Genomic DNA, 17966 nt, shown 5'->3' on the forward strand with positions numbered 1-17966 from the left:
AGCGACATAGGTCACTGGACGGCGAACTGGGCCGCGAACGTCTCCGGGTCGAACTCACCGCCGAACCACGGTGAAAACGATCTCTTGGCGACCGCCAGGAAATCCACAGAACCGAGCTTCGTCACACCTTGCGGCAGCGCGCCGAGCAACGGGCCACCGGCCGCCTCCGGCAGATCGGTCAGGTTCGTGAGCGAGGCGAGGTCGGGGTGCAACGGCCAGCTGCCCACCACGACACCGATCGACTCGATGCCACGCCGCTGCAGCGCCTCGGCCGTCAGCGCGGTCGCGTTCAACGTGCCCAGCCCGGCCTGCGCCACGATCAGCACGGGCGCGTTCACCGCCCACGCGATGTCGGCCAGGGTCGACCCGCTCTCGTCGAACCGGACGAGCAGCCCGCCCGCGCCCTCGACCAGCACCAGGTCGTGGGTCTCGTCGAGCTCCGTCACGACAGCGGCGACGTCCTTGGGGTGCACGGTGGCCATGCCGGCCCGGCGCGCCGCCGTGTCCGGCGCCAGCGGGTCGGGGTATCTGGCCAGCTCACGGGTGGTCACGTCGCCCGCGAGGCGGGCCACCTCCGCCACGTCGCCAGGCTCGCCCGGCAGCAGACCGGTCTGCGCGGGCTTCAGCACCGCGACCCGTCTGCCCTCTGCCCTGGCCAGCGCCGCGATGCCCGCGGTGACGGCGGTCTTGCCGACCTCGGTCCCGGTTCCGGTGATCACCAGCACGCTCACGAGCAATCACCCTAAGCCGTCACCTACCGTGAGGGCATGCGTGAACAACCGATCGTGATGTACGGCGCCGAATGGTGTGGCGACTGCCGCCGCGCCAAGTCGTGGCTGACCCGCAACAACGTGCCGTTCACCTACATCGACGTCGAGCACGACGACGAGGCGCGGGACAAGGCGATCGAGCTCTCCGGACGCAAGAACATCCCCGTCCTGGTGCTGCCGGACGGGGATGTCCTGGTCGAACCGACCGACATTCAGCTGTCGGCCGCGATCAAGCCGGCGGGGTGACGCTGACCGAGTGGAGGCTGACCGGCGCTCCGTCGTACACGCCAGGAGCGCCGAACACCGAACGCCACTTGGTGCCGCTGGAAATCAGCAGGTCACCCGTGTGGTAACCGCCCTGCCACAGCTGTTCCACACCGCCGGTGCACGGCCACAGGCTCAGCCGCGTGACCTCCTGCTCCAGCTCTTCCAGCGCCGCGTCGAGGCACTTGCCGTTCGCGACGTTGACGATCTGGAACCCCCCACCCGTCGGGTGCGGTTCGAGGTTCCACTTCTGCTCGTCACCACCGAACCCGCAGGTCCACAGCTGGACCTTGCCGCCGTCGCGGTCGATCTCCTCGAGCGCCGCGTCGAGGCACATGCCGGAGGCGGGGCTGCGGAACATGATCGGTGTGGCGACGTGCCCGTAGCCGGAGAACGGCCACTTGAACAGGACCGGTTCGTCGGCGGCCTGCGCCGGTGCGACGAGAGCCGCTACCCCCAGAACGGCCGCGCCCACCGCGGCCAAGACCTTCCTCATGAGCTCTTCCCGTAGAGGCCGACAGGGGCGCCGTCGTACACGCTCGGCACACCGAGCAGGCCCTTGGTCGCCTTGCTGCTGATCAGGACGTCGCCCTGGTGCGGGCTGATGTTCCAGCGCTGCTCGACGCCGCCGGTGCACTGGTACATCTGCAGACGGCCGCCCTCCTGGTCGATCTCCTCCAGCGCGACGTCGAGGCACTTGCCGTTCGCCACGTTGACGATGAGCGAGCCCTCGCCGATGTCCCCAGGCTCGAACCGCCACTGCTGCTCGTCACCGCCGAACCCGCACGTCCACATCTGGACCTTGCCGCCGTCGCGGTCGATCTCCTCGAGCGCCGCGTCCAGGCACTTGTCCGTGCCGGGGAAGTAGAGCATCCCGCCGGTACCTGATCCGTACAGCTTGACGAACGTCGCAGGTTCGTCCCCGGCCTGCGCCGGAGCGGCGAGACCTGCCACCCCCAGGATGGCCGCGCACACGGCGGCCGAAATTTTCCCCATGAGGCGTCACGCTAGCGAGCGGCAGCGACCACCGCACCCGCGAGCTGCCCGATTTCCTGATCGGTCGAGATGAACGGCGGCATGGTGTAGATCAGGTCGCGGAACGGCCGCAGCCACACCCCCGCATCGACCGCGGCCTTGGTGGCCCGCGCCATGTCCACGGGTTCGTTGAGCTGCACGACCCCGATCGCGCCGAGCACCCGCACGTCCTTCACGGTGGGCAGCTCACGGGCAGGAGCGAGGCCCTCGCGGAGCCCGTTCTCGATGCGCGTGACCTCGCGCTTCCAGTCCTGGGACAGCAGCAGGTCGATCGACGCGAGCGACACCGCCGACGCGAGCGGGTTGCCCATGAACGTCGGCCCGTGGGCGAGGACCGGCACCTCGCCCTTGCTGATCCCGTCCGCCACCCGTGGCGTGCACAGGGTGGCGGCCATCGTCATGTACCCGCCGGTCAGCGACTTGCCCAGGCACATCACGTCCGGGCTGACGTTCGCGTGGTCGGCGGCGAACAGCTCGCCGGTTCGCCCGAAGCCGGTGGCGATCTCGTCGAACACCAGCAGCACGTCGTGGGTGTACGCGAGCTCGCGCAGCACGTGCAGGTAGCGCGGATCGTGGAACCGCATACCGCCGGCGCCCTGCACGACGGGCTCGACGATGATCGCGGCCAGCTCGTGCGCGTGCGATTCGACCAGGTCGGCGAGGTGCTGGACGTACGCGGTGTCCAGCTCGGCCGGCGGCGCGTCGGCGAAGACCTGCTCGGGCAGGATTCCGCGCCACAGCGAATGCATGCCGCCGTCCGGATCGCACACGGACATCGGGTTGAACGTGTCCCCGTGGTAGCCGCCGCGCCACGTCAGCAGGCGACGCTTCTCCGGCCTGTTCCGCGACCGCCAGTACTGCAGGCACATCTTGATCGCGACCTCGACCGACACCGAGCCCGAGTCGCACAGGAAGACGTGCTGCAGCTCGTCAGGCGTGATCTCGACGAGTTTCGCGCAGAGCCGGATGGCGGGCTCGTGCGTGAGCCCGCCGAACATCACGTGGCTCATCCGGCCGAGCTGCGAGGTGACGGCGGCGTCGAGCACCGGGTGCCGGTAGCCGTGGATCGCCGCCCACCAGGACGACATGCCGTCGACCAGCTCCCTGCCGTCCGCGAGCGTGAGCCGGACACCCGAAGCCTCGGTGACGAGCAACGGCTCCTGGGTGCCCGGCATCGGGCCGTAGGGGTGCCAGACGTGCGCCTGGTCGAGCTTCAGCAGGTCGTCCACGCGCCGAACACTAAGCGAGCTTGACCGGAAGCGTGTGCAGACCGCGGATGAGCGTGCTGTCCCGCCACACCAGCGTCTCCGGCTCGGCGGCGAGCTGCAGGTTCGGGAACCGCGCCAGCAGCTGCGTGAGCGCCACGTCGAACTCCAGCCGGGCGAGCGGGGCGCCGAGGCAGAAGTGGATGCCGTGGCCGAACGCGACGTGCCCCTGCGCCGACCGCGTGACGTCGAGCTGGTCTGCGTTCTCGTACTTCGCCGGGTCCCGGTTCGCCGCGATCAGCGACACCATCACGAGCTCGTCGGCGGGGATCGTGACGCCGCCCAGCTCCACCGGCTCGGCGGTGTAGCGGAACGTCGCGATGTTCACCGGCCCCTCCAGCCGCAGGAACTCCTCCGTGCTCGCCGGGATCAGCTCCGGGCGGTCCTTGAGGATCTGCAGCTGGTCCGGGTTGCGCAGCAGCGCCAGGACGGCGTTGCCGATGAGGTTGACCGTCGTCTCGTGGCCTGCCACGAGCAGAAGGAACGCCATCGACACCAGTTCGGCGTGGTTGAGCCGGTCACCCGACTCGTCCGCGTGCACCAGCGCGGAGAAGAACGTGTCGTCCGGCGCCTCGTTCGCGACGCGGTCGACGTGCCCGATCAGGAACTGCGCCATCTTCCCGGACGCCTCGGCGATCTGCTCCTGCGTGCCGTAGGACAGCAGCGTGTTCGACCACTCGCGGAACTCGTCGCGGTTGTCGATCGGGATACCGAGCAGCTCGCAGATCACCGTGATCGGCAACGGGAACGCGAAGGCCTCCAGCAGGTCGACCTCGTCGCCGTCGTTCAGCTTGGCGATGAGCTCGGCGGCGATCTCCTGCACGCGCGGGCGCATCAGCTCGATCCGCCGTGCGGTGAACGCCTTGGTCACGAACTTGCGCAGCCGCGTGTGGTGCGGCGGGTCCATGTTCAGCATGTTCGCCGAGAAACTGCGGTCCGGCTGGCGGCGGTCCCCGTCCGGCGGCGAGTGCAGCTCGAACACGTGCCCCCCGGCCGTCAGGTCCTTGCTGATCCGCGGATCGGTGAGGGCGATCCTGGCTTCCTCGTAACGAGTCACGAGCCAGACCTTGAGTCCACGCGGCAGGTGGACCTCTTGCACGGGCCCCTCGGCACGCAACATGTCGTGCACGTCGTGCGGGTTCTGGACGTAGTCGGCGGGCAACTGGGTGAGTGTCGTCACCTCACCCAGTTAACCCCGTTAACTCATCTCCCGCCACTATTTCTCGAGCGGGCCTCAGGTCAGCCGAGGCAGCCGGGACCGAGCAGCGCCTTCAGGTCGCCCATCAACGACGGAGTGGGCGCCACCCGCAGCGCGTCGTCCAGCTTCAGCACGGTGTTGCGCGACGCGTTGATGATCAGGTTGAGGTGCACCTCGGTCGAGCCGGGGTGTGCCCGCAGCACTTCCTTCAGCTGCGTGACGATCTCCGGCCGGCACTTGGTGGCCGGCATCTTCAACCGCATCGCGCGGTTGCCGATCTCGCTCAGGTCCGGCACCACCAGGTCGTTCGCGATCAGCGAGATGCGGTCGTCGCGCTTGGCCACACGAGCCTTGACCAGCACGATCGCGTCCTCGACCACGGACATGCCGTGGACCATGAAGCTCTTCGGGAAGAACAGCACCTCGATGCCACCGGCGAGGTCCTCGAGCTGGGCCGACGCCCACGACTCGCCGTTCTTGTTCACCCGGCGCATCACCGAGGCGAGGATGCCGCCGATGGTGACCTGGGTGCCGTCCGGGACGTCGCCTTCCAGGATGCGCGCGATCGAGGCGTCGGAGTACGACTCCAGCACGTGCTCGACGCCGTTCAGCGGGTGGCCGGAGACGTAGAGGCCGAGCATCTCGCGTTCCAGGGCGAGCTGGTGCTTGGACTCCCAGTGCTCGTCCGGGATCTTGACGTCGAACACGCCACCCAGGTCCTCGCCGGAGTCGTCACCGCCGCCGAAGAGGTCGAACTGGCCCTTGGCCTCTTCCTTCTTCGTGATCATCACGGCGTCGACGGCGTCCACGTGGACCATGTGCAGGCCCTTGCGCGGGTGGCCGAGCGAGTCGAAGGCGCCCGCCTTGATCAGCGACTCGACGACCTTCTTGTTGCAGGCCGTGGCGTCGATCTTGCGGAGGAAGTCGGAGAAGTCGACGAACTTCCCCTTCTCCTTGCGCGCCTTGATGATCGCGTCGACGACGTTCGCGCCGACGTTGCGGATCGCGCCGAGGCCGAAGCGGATGTCGGTGCCGACCGGGGCGAACTCGCGCTCGGACTCGTTGACGTCCGGCGGGAGCACCGTGATGCCCATGCGGCGGCACTCGGCGAGGTAGATCGCCGACTTGTCCTTGTTGTCGGAGTTCGTGGTGAGCAGCGCGGCCATGTACTCGGCCGGGTAGTTCGCCTTGAGGTACGCGGTCCAGTACGCGATGACGCCGTAGGTGGCGGAGTGCGCCTTGTTGAACGCGTAGTCGGCGAACGGGACCAGGATGTCCCAGAGGGTCTTGATCGCCTCTTTCGAGTACCCCTGGTCGAGCATGCCCTTCTCGAAGCCCTCGAACTCCTTGTCGAGGATCTCCTTCTTCTTCTTGCCCATCGCGCGGCGGAGCAGGTCTGCTTGGGCCAGCGAGTAGCCGGCCACCTTCCGCGCGATCGCCATGACCTGCTCCTGATAGACGATCAGGCCGTAGGTCGTGTCCAGGATCTCCGCGAGCGACTCCTTGAGCTCGGGGTGGATCGGCGTGATCTCCTGGAGCTTGTTCTTGCGCAGCGCGTAGTTCGTGTGCGAGTTCGCACCCATCGGACCCGGCCGGTACAGGGCGATGACGGCCGAGACGTCTTCGAAGTTGTCCGGCTTCATCAGCCGCAGCAGGTCGCGCAGTGCCGAACCGTCGAGCTGGAACACACCCAGCGTGTCACCGCGGCCGAGCAGCTCGTACGTCTTCTTGTCGTCGAGCGGCACCTGGTTGCCGTCGGTGATGTCGATCTTGCCCTTGCCGTTGAGCTCGATGTTGCGCAGGGCGTCGTCGATCGTGGTGAGGTTCGACAGACCGAGGAAGTCCATCTTCAGCAGGCCGAGCGTCTCGCAGGTCGGGTAGTCGAACTGCGTGATGATCGACCCGTCCTGCGGGCGCATCCAGACCGGGATGTGGTCGGTCAGCGGCTCCGCGGACATGATGACCGCACAGGCGTGCACACCGGCGTTGCGGATCAGGCCCTCGAGCCCGCGCCCGGTGTCGATGATCTCCTTGACCTGCGGGTCGGTGTCGTAGAGCCCGCGCACCTCGGCGGCCTCGGCGTACCGCTTGTGCGCCGGGTCGAAGATGCCCGACAGCGGGATGTCCTTGCCCATGACGGCGGGCGGCATCGCCTTCGAGATCCGGTCGGCGACCGCGTAACCCGGCTGCCCGTACAGGACTCGTGCGGAGTCCTTGATGGCCGCCTTGGCCTTGATGGTGCCGAACGTGATGACCTGGGCGACGTTCTCCTTGCCCCACTTCTCCGTCACGTACCGGATGACGTCACCGCGCCGACGCTCGTCGAAGTCGATGTCGATGTCGGGCGGCGAGACGCGGTCGGGGTTCAGGAACCGCTCGAAGATCAGGCCGTGCGGCAGCGGGTCGAGGTCGGTGATGCCCAGCGCGTACGCGATCAGCGCACCCGCGGCCGAACCACGGCCGGGACCCACGCGGATGCCGTTGGCCTTGGCCCAGTTGATGAAGTCCGCGACGACGAGGAAGTACGACGGGAACCCCATCTGCAGGATGACGCCGATCTCGAACTCGACCTGCCGGGTGTGCTCCTCGTCCACACCGTCGGGGAACCGCCGGTGCATGCCGCGCCAGACCTCGTCACGGAAGTACTGGTCCTCGGTCAGCCCGTCGGGCACCGGATACCGCGGCATGAGGTTCTTGAACTCGAACATGCCGGTCGTGTCGACCTTCTCCGCGATCAGCAGGGTGTTGCGGCACCCCTCCTGCCACGCGTCGCTCGAGTCGACCGCCCGCATCTCGTCCGGCGACTTCAGGTAGTAACCCGTGCCGTCGAACTTGAACCGCGTCGGGTCCTGCAGCGTCTTGCCCGTCTGGATGCAGAGCAGCGCCTCGTGCGTGTCCTTGTCCGTCGGGTACGTGTAGTGCGAGTCGTTCGTCACGACGAACGGGATGTCGAGCTTCTTCTGGATCTCCAGCAGCCCGCCACGGACCCGGCTCTCGATCTCGATGCCGTGGTCCATGATCTCCATGTAGAAGTTCTCTTTGCCGTAGATCTCCTGCCACTTGGCAGCAGCCTCGAGAGCTTCCTTCTCATGCCCCAGCCGCAGCCGGGTCTGCACCTCACCCGACGGGCACCCCGTCGTCGCCATCAGCCCGGCCGAGTGCTCGGCGATGAGCTCCGCGTCCATCCGGGGCCACTTGCCCAGCTGCCCCTCGGTGGAGGCCAGGCTGGACAGCTTCATGAGGTTGTGCAGCCCCTCGGCGTTGCGCGCCCAGATCGTCTGGTGCGTGTAGGCACCCGACGCCGACACGTCGTCGGCCTTCTGCCCGGGATCACCCCACAACACGCGCTTCTTGTTGAACCGCGAGTCCGGCGCCATGTAGGCCTCGATGCCGATGATCGGCTTGATCCCGGCCGACGTCGCCTGCTTGAAGAAGTCGTAGGCGCCGTACATGTTGCCGTGGTCGGTGATGGCCGCCGCGGGCATGCCCATGCGCTCGCACTCGGCGAACATGTCCTTGAGCTTCGCCGCACCGTCGAGCATCGAGTACTCGGTGTGCACGTGCAGGTGCACAAACGAGTCCGCCACGGGCAACCCCCTTGTGTAGCAAGCGTTTTCGCGCGACCAAGGGACGATCACGTCCTCGCGCCGGTCGAGCCTACAGGGAGTACGAGCTCCAGGAGGTCAGTGACCCGCGGTCATCGACAAACCACCTGGTCAAGCGAGCCGACGGGTGACGCAACTCGCCTCCACAGGCGTCTGCAAGTACTACCAACTCATGATCGACGAGCACGTTTCTACTACCAACTTCTTGAGTTATCCACAGAAGTTGGTTGAAGGCCCAAACGGGTCAACGCGATCGGCACTCTGAGCTGCATGGATGAGTGGATCGAGCAGGTGATCGAGCGAGACGGGTTGATCTTGCGTGAGCGGGCCCTACGTGAGGGTGTCGACCCGGACCAGATCATGAAGGCGTTGCGCACCGGAAGGATCCGGCGGATTCAACGCTGTGTCTACGTGCGACGGAGCGACGACATCTCGGCCTTGGCCGTGGCCAGGGCCGCGGTGCTCAGCAGTGGCGTCAGCGATGCGGTGGCCAGTCACCAGACAGCTGCCCGCGTGCACGGCATCGCCGTGCCCGATGGTCGTGGGCCAGAGCATGTCACTGTCGCGCGCAACCAACGGCGCATACGGCGACGTGACCTGGTTTGTCACGGACGGGCTCTCTCGCAGGGTGATGTGCAGCTGACGGGGCAAGTGCCCATGACAACCGCCGTGCGCTCGTTGCTTGACATGGCGTGCGAGGTGCCCCGACTCAACGCGGTGTGGGCGATCGACGACGCGGTTCGCAGAAAGATCGTCTCGCCCCAGCAGATCGCGGTGTCACTGAGGTCGCGGCCGGGAGGGCGAGGTGACGCCGTGATCAGGGCTCTTGTAGCCGAATCCGATGGTCGAGCGGAGTCAATACTCGAAACCGCGGGTCGGCTTGCCCTGTCGGACAACGAGGTACGCGTGCCCGAGGCTCAGCACGAGGTGTTCGACGGGGACGAACTCGTCGCTCGCCTGGACGGCGCGTACCCGGACCTCAGGCTGGGGCTGGAGTTCGACGGTGCATCCGTGCACGACAGTCCACGAGCGGTCTACAAGGACAGTCGGCGGCAGAATCGGTTGCTTCATCTTGGCTGGACGCTCTTGCGGTTCACGTGGTGGGACGTCATGCACGACCCCCAAGGGTTCGTTGCGTCGGTTCGGCGCGCGTTGGAGCGACAGGCCAGTCGGGTGTAGTTAGCGACGATTTGATCATGAGTTGGTAGTACTTGCAGACGCCGACCGAAGGAGAGTTGATCTCGATCCGGTAGGCGGTGACGCGAAGATCGGGAGCGCGGGGTAGCGTTCGATTCGTGGTGGCCCCTGATCCCGTTGATGCCCGACTCCTGGCGATGCTCGCCGACTCGGGCCGCGCAGCCGTGCACGAGATCGCCCAGCGTCTCGGCATGGACCCGCGCGAGGCCGCCATGCGCCTGATCACCCTGTCCGGCAGCGGCCTCCCCCTGCTGGTGGGCGTCGAATGCGACCCGAACGGCATCCGCAGGGCCCTGGCCAACGCCGCCGCCTACGGCAACTACATGGGCCCGCCCGCCTCCGGCTCCTACGCGGTGCACCAGAGCGGCCCCCACCACGTGAGCAGCCCGCACCAGGTCCCCTACGGCCCCCAGGGCCCGGCCAGCCAGCCGTTCCCGGCCCAACCACAACCCCAGCCCCAGGCCACCTGGGGCCCGCCGCAGTCGGCCGGTTGGGTCCGCGCCGACCAGCCGCAGCCCAGGCCCGTCTCGCGGACCGGCAAAATCGGCTCGGCCCTGGAGGCGGACAGCCTCGAAGGCGCGCGCCTCTCGATCCAGCTGGTCGAGTTCGTCGACCCGGCGGACTTCCTCTTCACCGCAGCGGGCTACAAGCTGGCCGAGGGCGAACGGGCAGTGGTCGTGCACACCGAGGTCACCAACACCTCGCAGGTGCCGTACACCTCCCTGCCGGACATGTACCTGGTGCTGGTCACCAAGACCGGCGAGACGGTGACGAAGGCTCCCGTGTCGCTTTCCTCGCGCCCGGCGCACAAACTGGGCGTGCAGCCCGGCGAAACGGCGGGCGGGCACACCGTCTTCGTTCTGCCGGATACGACCGAGGTCATCCAGGTCCGCTGGAGCGTGCGCCCCGAGGTCGACCTGAACACGCTCGTGTGGACCGTCGAGGACTAGCTGCTGCAGCAGCCCCAGCCCCAGATTCTCTCGCGAAGGCGGAGCCGAGCCCAAGCGATGGCGAAGCCGAGCAGTCCTTCGCCTACCGGGCGTGGTGGGGTGGGTCCCGTCACGGAACCGCAGCCACCGACACAACCGCAAGCCGCCCAACGCAACAGGCGTGCGGTCAACCCTCTTCGCGCAACTTCTCCAATGCCGCAGCCAAATCCGCCGGATACTCGGAAGTGAACGTAACCCGCTCCCCAGTCCCAGGATGGTGGAACCCAAGCTGCCGAGCATGCAACCACTGCCGAGAAACCCCAAGCCGCTTGGCCAACGTAGGATCCGCCCCGTAGGTCAAATCCCCAACACAGGGGTGATGCAACGCCGAAAAGTGCACCCGAATCTGATGCGTCCGCCCAGTCTCGAGATGCACCTCGACAAACGACGCAGCCCGAAAAGCCTCAATAACCTCATAATGGGTGACCGACGGCTTCCCGGAATTCATGACAGCAAACTTGTAGTCATGCTTGGGATGCCGATCAATAGGAGCATCAATAGTCCCCTTGATCGGATCCGGATGGCCCTGCACGATAGCGTGATAAACCTTGTCGACGGTCCGCTCCTTGAAGGCGTGCTTCAACGCCGAATAAGCAGACTCCGACTTGGCCACCACCATCACACCGGTGGTCCCCACATCCAGCCGATGCACGACCCCTTGCCGCTCAGCAGCCCCGGACGTGGCAATCCGGTGCCCAGCAGCAGCAAGCCCACCCACAACGGTGGGGCCGGTCCACCCTGGCGACGGATGCACCGCGACCCCGACGGGTTTGTCGACCACGATGATGTCGTCGTCCTCATGGATCACGACGAGCCCCTCGACCGGGATGGCCTGAACGGTGACGGGCTGCGGCGGCGCAGGCAGGGTGATCTCCAGCATCGCTCCGGCCGTGAGCCGGTCGGACTTGCCGACGACACGCCCGTCGATCAGCACGTCGTCAGCGTCGGCGATCGCGGCGACGGCGGTGCGCGACAGGCCGAGCAGCTTCGCGAGGCCGGCGTCGACGCGCATGCCGTCCAGACCGTCGGGAATCGGCAGCGTTCGGTATCCGCTCACGCGCGGGGCCTCGACCTTCTTCTCCTTGCAGAACCCGCTGAACCTACCAGGAGCAGCTACTTCGGTTCCGGCTGGCTCTCCGCCACCACCGGGGCGGGAGGCGTCTTGTGGATCGTCCCGTCGTAGTCGTGCTGCATCAGCGCGAGCACGATGATCGTCGCGCCACCGCCGACGATCGCCATGTCGGCGACGTTGAACACGGGCCACACGCGGCCGTACGCGTCGAAGAGCGACAGGAAGTCGACGACGTGGCCGCGCATCGGGCCCGGTTCGCGGAACAGGCGGTCGGCGAGGTTGCCGACGGCGCCGCCGAGCACCAGGCCCAGGCCGACGGCCCAGGACTGGGAGCGGAGGTTGCGTGAGATCCAGAGGATGAACCCGGCAACGCCCAGCGCGATGAGCGCGAGGATCCACGTCATGCCCTCGGCCACGCCGAACGCGGCGCCGGGGTTGCGGACGAACGTCAGGTAGAGCACGCCGCCGAACAGCTTGAGCGGGTCGGCACCCTCGAGGAACGCCACCGCCAGGACCTTGGTGAGCACGTCCAGCGCCAGCACGGAACCCGCCAGGATGGCGAGGGCCCTGGTCCGCGGCTCCGGCAGCGAACCGGTGATCGAGAACTCCGGCTCGACCACGTCGTCGGCAGAGACGGCCTCGGCTGGTTCCTCGACCGGCTTCGACTCGCCTGCCTGCTCCTCGGCAGACGTCTCCTCGGTCTTGGACTCGTCACTCACCAGGTCATTGTCCACGACAGGGACTACGCGAGGAACGGCGGCAGGGTTCGGCTGTCGTCCTCCGGAACCCAGCGTCCGTCGCGCTGCGTGTACGTCCACTTAGGACCCTCGGTGACGAGAGTGCGCAGTGCGGCGATCAACCGGTCCACGTGCTCGGCCGTCGTACCCAGGCCGATCGAGGCGCGGACGGCGCGGTCCTCGTGCGCTCCGGCCTGCTTGACGAGCCGGCCGACGATCACGTGGGCGCAGAACGCTCCGTCACGCACGCCGATGCCGTACTCGGCGGACAGCGCCGCCGCGAGGAAGCCCGCGTCGAAGCCGGAGATCGTGAAGCTCACGACGCCCACCTTGTCGGCGTCGGTCAGGATCGACAGCTCGCGGAAGCCGGGCACCCCGCGAAGCCCCTCGCGCAGACGCGCCAGCAGCTCCTGCTCGTGCGCGACGGTCTGCTCCCAGTGCCGCGACAGGATCTCGCACGCGGCGGCCAGCGCGTGCACGCCGACGACGTTCGGGCTGCCGGCCTCGTGCCGCTCGGGCACCGCGGACCAGGCGACGCCGAGGCGGTCGCCGTGGTCGGTCACCTTCGCCGTCGCACCGCCGCCGACCAGGTACGGCTGGGCCTGCTGCAGCCAGTCCGCGCGGCCCACCAGCACACCGGCACCGAACGGCGCGTAGATCTTGTGGCCGGAGAACGCGACGTAGTCGACGCCCAGCTCACGCACGTTGATCGGGCGGTGCGGGGCGAGCTGCGCGGCGTCGAGCGCGATCCGCGCGCCGTGCGAGCGGGCCACCCGAGCCAGCTCCGCGACCGGCCACAGCTCACCCGTGACGTTGGACGCCCCGGTGACGATCACGAGCCGAGGGCCGACCGGGGCGGCGGCCAACGCCCGGTCCAGCGCGACAACAGCAGAGGCAGCGCCGAACGCAGAGTTTGGTTCTTTGGCGAGTGCGGGGATGCGCTGAACGTTGGGGCCACGCCACGGCAGCAGCGCCGCGTGGTGCTCGCTGTCGAACAGGATCACGGCGGTGCCGCGAGGAACGCTGCGCGCCAACAGGTTCAGCGAATCGGTGGTGTTGCGGGTGAAGACGACGGTGTCGGAGGCGTGCGCCCCGACGAACCGGCGGATGCGGTCACGCGCCTGCTCGTAGACGCGGGTCGAGACCTGGGAGGCGAACCCGGCGCCGCGGTGGACGCTCGCGTACCAGGGCAGCAGCTCGTCGACGGCGTCGCGCACCTCCTGCAGACACGGCGCGGACGCCGCGTGGTCGAGGTTGGCGTACGTGACGCGCTCCCCGGTGACGAGCGGAACCCGCAGGTCGGAACCGACGACAGCGGGAACCGTGGTGACCGTGCCAGGGGTGATCGCGAGCGTCATCGAGCTGCCTCCGAGGCCAGGGGCCCCGTGTCGCGAAGGCCCGCGCTTGACCGGCGCCCCACGCGCCGGACCAGGTCCTCACCAAGGGCACCCCACCGCGGTTGGAGGGTTGCCGGCCAGCAAGCTTGGGCTTGACGCTGGCTCTCATGACCTGCCGACGACGTTAGCGGAGGCTGCTACCGGCCGTCGACAACCGATCACATCGTGAGAAGCCTCGGAGACCGACTAATCGCCGGTCTCGCCCTTCCACCGTGCGTAGCGACCGGCCCTGTCGACGGCACGTATGCGCCGCTCAGCGGCATCACGCGCCTCCTCGGTGGTGACGATGAGCAACTGGTCGTCGGTCTGCAGCCGGGTCGTCGGTTGTGGCGTGAAACTCTTCCCGCCGCGCACCACGAGGCTGACCGAGGCACCTGTCGGCAGCCGCAGTTCGGACATGTAGACGCCGTGCAGCTTCGACCCGCGCTGGATGCGCACCTGCAGCAGCTCGGCGCTCAGCTCGTCCAACGGCGAGGAGTCGACCTGCACCTCCTGCGGCTCGCTCGCGCGCACCAGCCCGAGGCGCCGCGCGAGGAACGGCAGCGTCGTGCCCTGCACCACCGTCAGCACGACGACCAGCACGAACACCGCGTCGACCAGGTGACTCGCCCCCTCGACGCCCTTGATGAGCGGGATGAGCGCGAACACGATCGGCACCGCACCGCGCAGTCCCGACCAGGAGAGGAACGCCTGTTCCCGCCACGGCACCTTGAACGGCAGCGAGGCGAGCACCACCGACACCGGCCGCGCGACGAACGTCAGCACCACACCCGCGATCAGCGCGGGGACCAGCACGTCGAGCAGCCGCGCAGGCGACGCGTAGAGGCCGAGCAGGACGAAGAGCCCGATCTGAGCGAGCCAGCCGAGACCCTCGGCGAAGGAGAGGGTGTCCGCGCGGTGCGGCAGGCGGGCGTTGCCCAGCACCAGAGCCGCGACGTAGGTGGCGAGGAAACCGGAGGCGTGCACGAGGTCGCCCGCCGTGTAGGCGATCACGCACACCGCCACGGTGGCGAGCGGGTACAGACCGGTGGCGGGCAGCGCCGCGCGTCTCAGCCCCGCCCCGCCGAGAATGCCCAGGGCGATGCCGATGAGCGCGCCCGCGCCCAGTTCGTAGACCACGAGCAGCGGCGCGGTCCAGGTGATCGGGCCCGACGAGGCCAGCAGCACGACGGCGATGTAGACGGGCGCGTCGTTGAGGCCCGATTCGAGTTCGAGCGCGCCGGTGAGCCGCGCTCCCACGCCTAACGACCGCAGAACGCTGAACACGGCCGCCGCGTCCGTGGACGACAGCACCGCGCCCCACAGCAGCGCCATCCGCCAGTCGAGGCCGAGCAGGAAGTGCAACGCCGTGCCCGTCACGGCGACGCTCACCGCAACGGCCACTGTGGACAGTGCCACGCCTAACCACAGCGAGGACTTCACGGCCTGCCAACGGGTCGTGAGCCCGCCCTCGGTCAGGATCAGCACGAGGGCCGCGATACCGAGCGACTGGGTGAGGCCCGCGTCGTCGAAGTGGATGCCGAGCACGGACTCGCCGAGGACCACGCCGATGCCCAGGTACAGCAGCAACGAAGGCAGCCCGAGGCGGATCGACACGCGAACCGCGATCACGGAGACCAGCAGAACGGCGGCGCCGATGCCCAGCACGACGGTGACGTCACCCACCTGGACCATTCTGAGTGATCACCACCGAATTGGACGAATCCGCGGTCTCGGAACAACCCACCGTTCGCACCTACCGGTCACATGCACACAGGGGCATGTTGATCAGTGGCTCAATCCCAACCCTGCACGGAGTTGAACCATGAAGATCCTGATCGCGCTGGCGGCCGCCCTGACCGTGGCCGCGGCAACCCCTGCGCAGGCGGCCGCTCCCGCGGCCCTGGCGGCACCGGACATCAGCGTCGCGAACGTGAAAGCCCATCTCGCCCAGTTCCAGTCGATCGCGAACGCCAACGGCGGCAACCGCGCACACGGACGTCCGGGGTACCGGGCCTCGGTGAACTGGGTCAAGAGCAAGCTCGACGAGGCCGGCTTCACCACGCGGGTGCACTCGTTCACCTACGGCGGCGCCACCGGCTACAACCTGATCGCGGACTACCCCGGTGGCGACGCGAACAACGTCGTCATGCTGGGCGGCCACCTCGACAGCGTCCCCGGAGGTCCCGGCATCAACGACAACGGCACGGGCTCCGCGTCGATCCTGGAGGTCGCCCTCCAGATGAAGGCCACCGGTTTCCGGCCGACCAAGCACGTGCGGTTCGGCTGGTGGGGCGCGGAGGAGCGCGGCCTGATCGGCTCGTCCGCCTACGTGAACTCCCTGACCCGCACGGAGAAGTCGAAGATCAAGACGTACCTGAACTTCGACATGACCGGCTCGCCGAACCCCGGTTACTTCGTCTACGACGCCGTCGAGGGCGACTTCCCCGCCGGTTCGCTGGCACTGCAGCAGCGCCTGGAGGCGGACTTCGCGGCGCGGAACATCCCGACGGAGCTGATCAACGTCGGCAACCGCTCCGACCACAGGGCGTTCATGGCCGCGGGCATCCCCGTCGGCGGCACCTTCACCGGCGCCGAGAAGATCAAAACCGCGGCCCAGGCTGCCAAGTGGGGCGGCACGGCCGGCCAGGCCTTCGACCGCTGCTACCACAACTCCTGCGACACCACGAGCAACATCAACGACACGGCGCTCGACCGCAACGCGGACGTGATCGCCTCCACGTTGTGGGCGGTCGCCGCCTAGTTCCGCCTGGTCAGCACCTGCACGGCCTCGTCGACCACCGACTCGACGAGGCCGGGCAGGGTCGCGAACATCTGCACCTGCCCCAGGTAGAGGCTGAACGCGATCAACGCCCGCTTCCGCGCGTGCTCCCGGTCGAACCCGAGCTGCCCGAACAGCTCGACCAGGTAGCCCAGCCGTCGCTCGGTGACGCGTTTCAGGACGGGCGCGATCAGCTCGTTCTCCGCACCCGCCTGCAACGCCATCTCCACCGACCCCTTGCGGGTGCGGTCGAGCACCGTCTCGAACAACGTCCTGAGCCTGTCCTGCGGCGACTTCTCGGCCTCGACGAGCTCGATGACCTTCTCGGTGTGCTCCCGCTCCCACCGCTCGACCGTCGCCTTCAGCAACGCCTCACGGTTCGGGAAGTGGTGGTAGACGCTCCCCTTCGTCGCACCGGCCCTGGCCGCGAGCGGCTCGATCGCCACGGCGCCCAGCCCGCCTTCCGCGAGGGCTCTCAGCGCTATCTCAGTCCAGTCGTCGCGAGTTCTCCGCACCACGCTTCCATACGCTACCGTATGGTTCACGAACATACGGCAGCGTATGGAAGGGGAAATCCATGATCAAGAACGTCCACGTCCGAGACCTGGGCGTGCCGGCAGGCCCGTTCGTCGACCGCGTCCAGGAACTCTGGCCGCCTGCCTGGGGCAGGCAGGAGTTCGACCGGCCGCTGGGCGTCGGCGCCGACGGCGGACACGGCCCGATCCGGTACCGCTGCACGGAGTTCAAGCCCGGCGAGTCGATCACGTTCGCCTTCAGCAGCGGCGAGGGCACGCACACCCTGTCGGCATCAGGCGCCGTGCTGACGCACGAACTGATCGGCGACTTCACCCTCAAGTCGCGACTGCGCTGGGCCTTCGTGATCCGCTGGCTGCACGACGCGTGCATCGAGGACCTCTTCGACAACATCGAGCGCGCGGCGGGCAGGGAACCCGCCGCACCGGCGCGATGGTCGCTCTGGGTCCGGCTCGTGCGGCGGACGTTCGGACTGGTCAGCCGACAGCCGGCCGGCGTCTGATCACGCCTGCCTGCGCATCAGCAGCTGTCCCTGCGGGCCTCGCTCACCCTCGTTCGCGGCCCGCACCAGCCGCGCGACCTCGACGAAACCGGCCTGGCCCACCAGGTTCGCGAGGCTTTCGGGCGACCACCAGTAGGCGGGCGCGACCTTGTGGTCGAACTCCAGCGGCTCGGGATCATCGCCGGCGAAGAACCCGAGCAGCAGATGACCGCCCGGCGCCAGCACCCGCGCGAACTCGGCGAACACGGCAGGCAGCTGCGCCGGTGGCGTGTGGATGAAGGAGTAGTTCGCCAGCACGCCGCCGAGAACGCCGTCGGCGAGGTCCAGCGCGGTCATCGAACCCACGTCGAACCGCAGGTCCGGGTGCGCCCGGCGGGCGATGGCGATCATCTCGGGCGACAGGTCTGTGCCGAAGACGTCCAGCCCGAGACCGCGCAGGTGTGCCGTCACGTGGCCGGGACCGCACCCGACGTCGGCGACCTGCCCGTTGCCACCAGCCCGCACGAGATCGGCGAACGCGGCCAGCAACGCGCGTTCCAGCGGCAGCGTGTCGAGCACGTTGCCGAACAGCTCGGCGTAGAGGGAGGCGACGGAGTCGTAGGCGGCTCTGGTGCTCGGTTCGGTCACGCCGGAGATCTTA

At 68.1% G+C, this 17966-nt stretch carries 17 protein-coding genes and 1 riboswitch; of the genes, 5 read left to right on the forward strand and 12 right to left on the reverse strand.

Features of this window, described 5'->3' with window-relative positions; translation table 11 throughout:
* Positions 1–11: 11 nt before the first annotated feature.
* The gene (bioD, locus tag JOD27_RS18225; protein WP_204763435.1) at positions 12–731 is read right to left on the reverse strand and encodes a dethiobiotin synthase; all 720 of its coding nucleotides are present in this window, start codon (positions 729–731) and stop codon (positions 12–14) included.
* Positions 732–767: 36 nt separating this feature from the next.
* Here bioD and JOD27_RS18230 point away from each other — a divergent pair, with 36 nt between their 5' ends.
* Complete coding sequence (locus JOD27_RS18230; protein ID WP_204763436.1) at positions 768–1016, forward strand: glutaredoxin family protein; 249 nt, start codon at positions 768–770, stop codon at positions 1014–1016.
* Here the strand turns inward: JOD27_RS18230 and JOD27_RS18235 are convergent.
* The 5 genes from JOD27_RS18235 to dnaE are packed head-to-tail and all read right to left on the reverse strand — an operon-like array spanning position 1000 to position 8119.
* On the reverse strand, positions 1000–1530 hold the full coding sequence (locus JOD27_RS18235; protein WP_204763437.1) for an RICIN domain-containing protein: 531 nt from the start codon (positions 1528–1530) through the stop codon (positions 1000–1002). The genes JOD27_RS18230 and JOD27_RS18235 overlap by 17 nt on opposite strands.
* The gene (locus JOD27_RS18240; protein WP_204763438.1) at positions 1527–2030 is read right to left on the reverse strand and encodes an RICIN domain-containing protein; all 504 of its coding nucleotides are present in this window, start codon (positions 2028–2030) and stop codon (positions 1527–1529) included. Before JOD27_RS18240 ends, JOD27_RS18235 begins: the two co-directional genes overlap by 4 nt.
* An 11-nt stretch (positions 2031–2041) precedes the next feature.
* A complete protein-coding gene (locus JOD27_RS18245) occupies positions 2042–3298 on the reverse strand; it encodes an adenosylmethionine--8-amino-7-oxononanoate transaminase (protein ID WP_204763439.1) in 1257 nt (418 codons plus the stop codon).
* Between the two features lie 10 nt (positions 3299–3308).
* Positions 3309–4514: a cytochrome P450 family protein gene (locus JOD27_RS18250; RefSeq protein ID WP_307830194.1), complete on the reverse strand. Its 1206-nt coding sequence runs from the start codon at positions 4512–4514 to the stop codon at positions 3309–3311.
* 59 nt (positions 4515–4573) lie between these two features.
* A complete protein-coding gene (dnaE, locus tag JOD27_RS18255; protein WP_204763440.1) occupies positions 4574–8119 on the reverse strand; it encodes a DNA polymerase III subunit alpha in 3546 nt (1181 codons plus the stop codon).
* Between the two features lie 288 nt (positions 8120–8407).
* On the opposite strand from dnaE, the gene JOD27_RS18260 reads away from it, so the two are divergent.
* A complete protein-coding gene (locus tag JOD27_RS18260; RefSeq protein ID WP_204763441.1) occupies positions 8408–9316 on the forward strand; it encodes a DUF559 domain-containing protein in 909 nt (302 codons plus the stop codon).
* Between the two features lie 116 nt (positions 9317–9432).
* On the forward strand, positions 9433–10284 hold the full coding sequence (locus JOD27_RS18265; RefSeq protein ID WP_204763442.1) for an Lrp/AsnC family transcriptional regulator: 852 nt from the start codon (positions 9433–9435) through the stop codon (positions 10282–10284).
* A gap of 166 nt (positions 10285–10450) precedes the next feature.
* On the opposite strand, the gene JOD27_RS18270 is transcribed toward JOD27_RS18265, so the two are convergent.
* The 4 genes from JOD27_RS18270 to JOD27_RS18285 form a co-directional block, all read right to left on the reverse strand.
* Positions 10451–11335, reverse strand: a complete 885-nt coding sequence (locus tag JOD27_RS18270) for an RluA family pseudouridine synthase (RefSeq protein WP_204763981.1) — start codon at positions 11333–11335, stop codon at positions 10451–10453.
* 101 nt (positions 11336–11436) lie between these two features.
* Positions 11437–12114 (reverse strand): signal peptidase II, encoded by a 678-nt coding sequence (gene lspA, locus JOD27_RS18275; protein ID WP_307830195.1) that lies wholly within the window; start codon positions 12112–12114, stop codon positions 11437–11439.
* Positions 12115–12137: 23 nt separating this feature from the next.
* Complete coding sequence (locus JOD27_RS18280; RefSeq protein ID WP_204763444.1) at positions 12138–13490, reverse strand: aminotransferase class V-fold PLP-dependent enzyme; 1353 nt, start codon at positions 13488–13490, stop codon at positions 12138–12140.
* Positions 13491–13527: 37 nt separating this feature from the next.
* Positions 13528–13642: riboswitch (SAM riboswitch) on the reverse strand.
* A gap of 73 nt (positions 13643–13715) precedes the next feature.
* On the reverse strand, positions 13716–15194 hold the full coding sequence (locus JOD27_RS18285; RefSeq protein ID WP_204763445.1) for a potassium/proton antiporter: 1479 nt from the start codon (positions 15192–15194) through the stop codon (positions 13716–13718).
* A gap of 139 nt (positions 15195–15333) precedes the next feature.
* Between JOD27_RS18285 and JOD27_RS18290 the strand changes: the two genes are divergently transcribed.
* Complete coding sequence (locus tag JOD27_RS18290; protein ID WP_204763446.1) at positions 15334–16272, forward strand: M28 family metallopeptidase; 939 nt, start codon at positions 15334–15336, stop codon at positions 16270–16272.
* Here JOD27_RS18290 and JOD27_RS18295 read toward each other — a convergent pair.
* Positions 16269–16808, reverse strand: a complete 540-nt coding sequence (locus JOD27_RS18295) for a TetR/AcrR family transcriptional regulator (protein WP_307830196.1) — start codon at positions 16806–16808, stop codon at positions 16269–16271. The genes JOD27_RS18290 and JOD27_RS18295 overlap by 4 nt on opposite strands.
* 59 nt (positions 16809–16867) lie before the next feature.
* Here JOD27_RS18295 and JOD27_RS18300 point away from each other — a divergent pair, with 59 nt between their 5' ends.
* Positions 16868–17326, forward strand: coding sequence for an SRPBCC family protein (locus JOD27_RS18300; protein ID WP_204763448.1), 459 nt, complete (start codon positions 16868–16870; stop codon positions 17324–17326).
* Here the strand turns inward: JOD27_RS18300 and JOD27_RS18305 are convergent, their stop codons facing one another.
* Entirely contained in the window at positions 17327–17953 is a 627-nt protein-coding gene (locus tag JOD27_RS18305; protein WP_204763449.1) for a class I SAM-dependent methyltransferase, read from the reverse strand.
* Positions 17954–17966: the final 13 nt, after the last annotated feature.

Source organism: Lentzea nigeriaca (genome assembly GCF_016907955.1).
Lineage (GTDB): Bacteria > Actinomycetota > Actinomycetes > Mycobacteriales > Pseudonocardiaceae > Lentzea > Lentzea nigeriaca.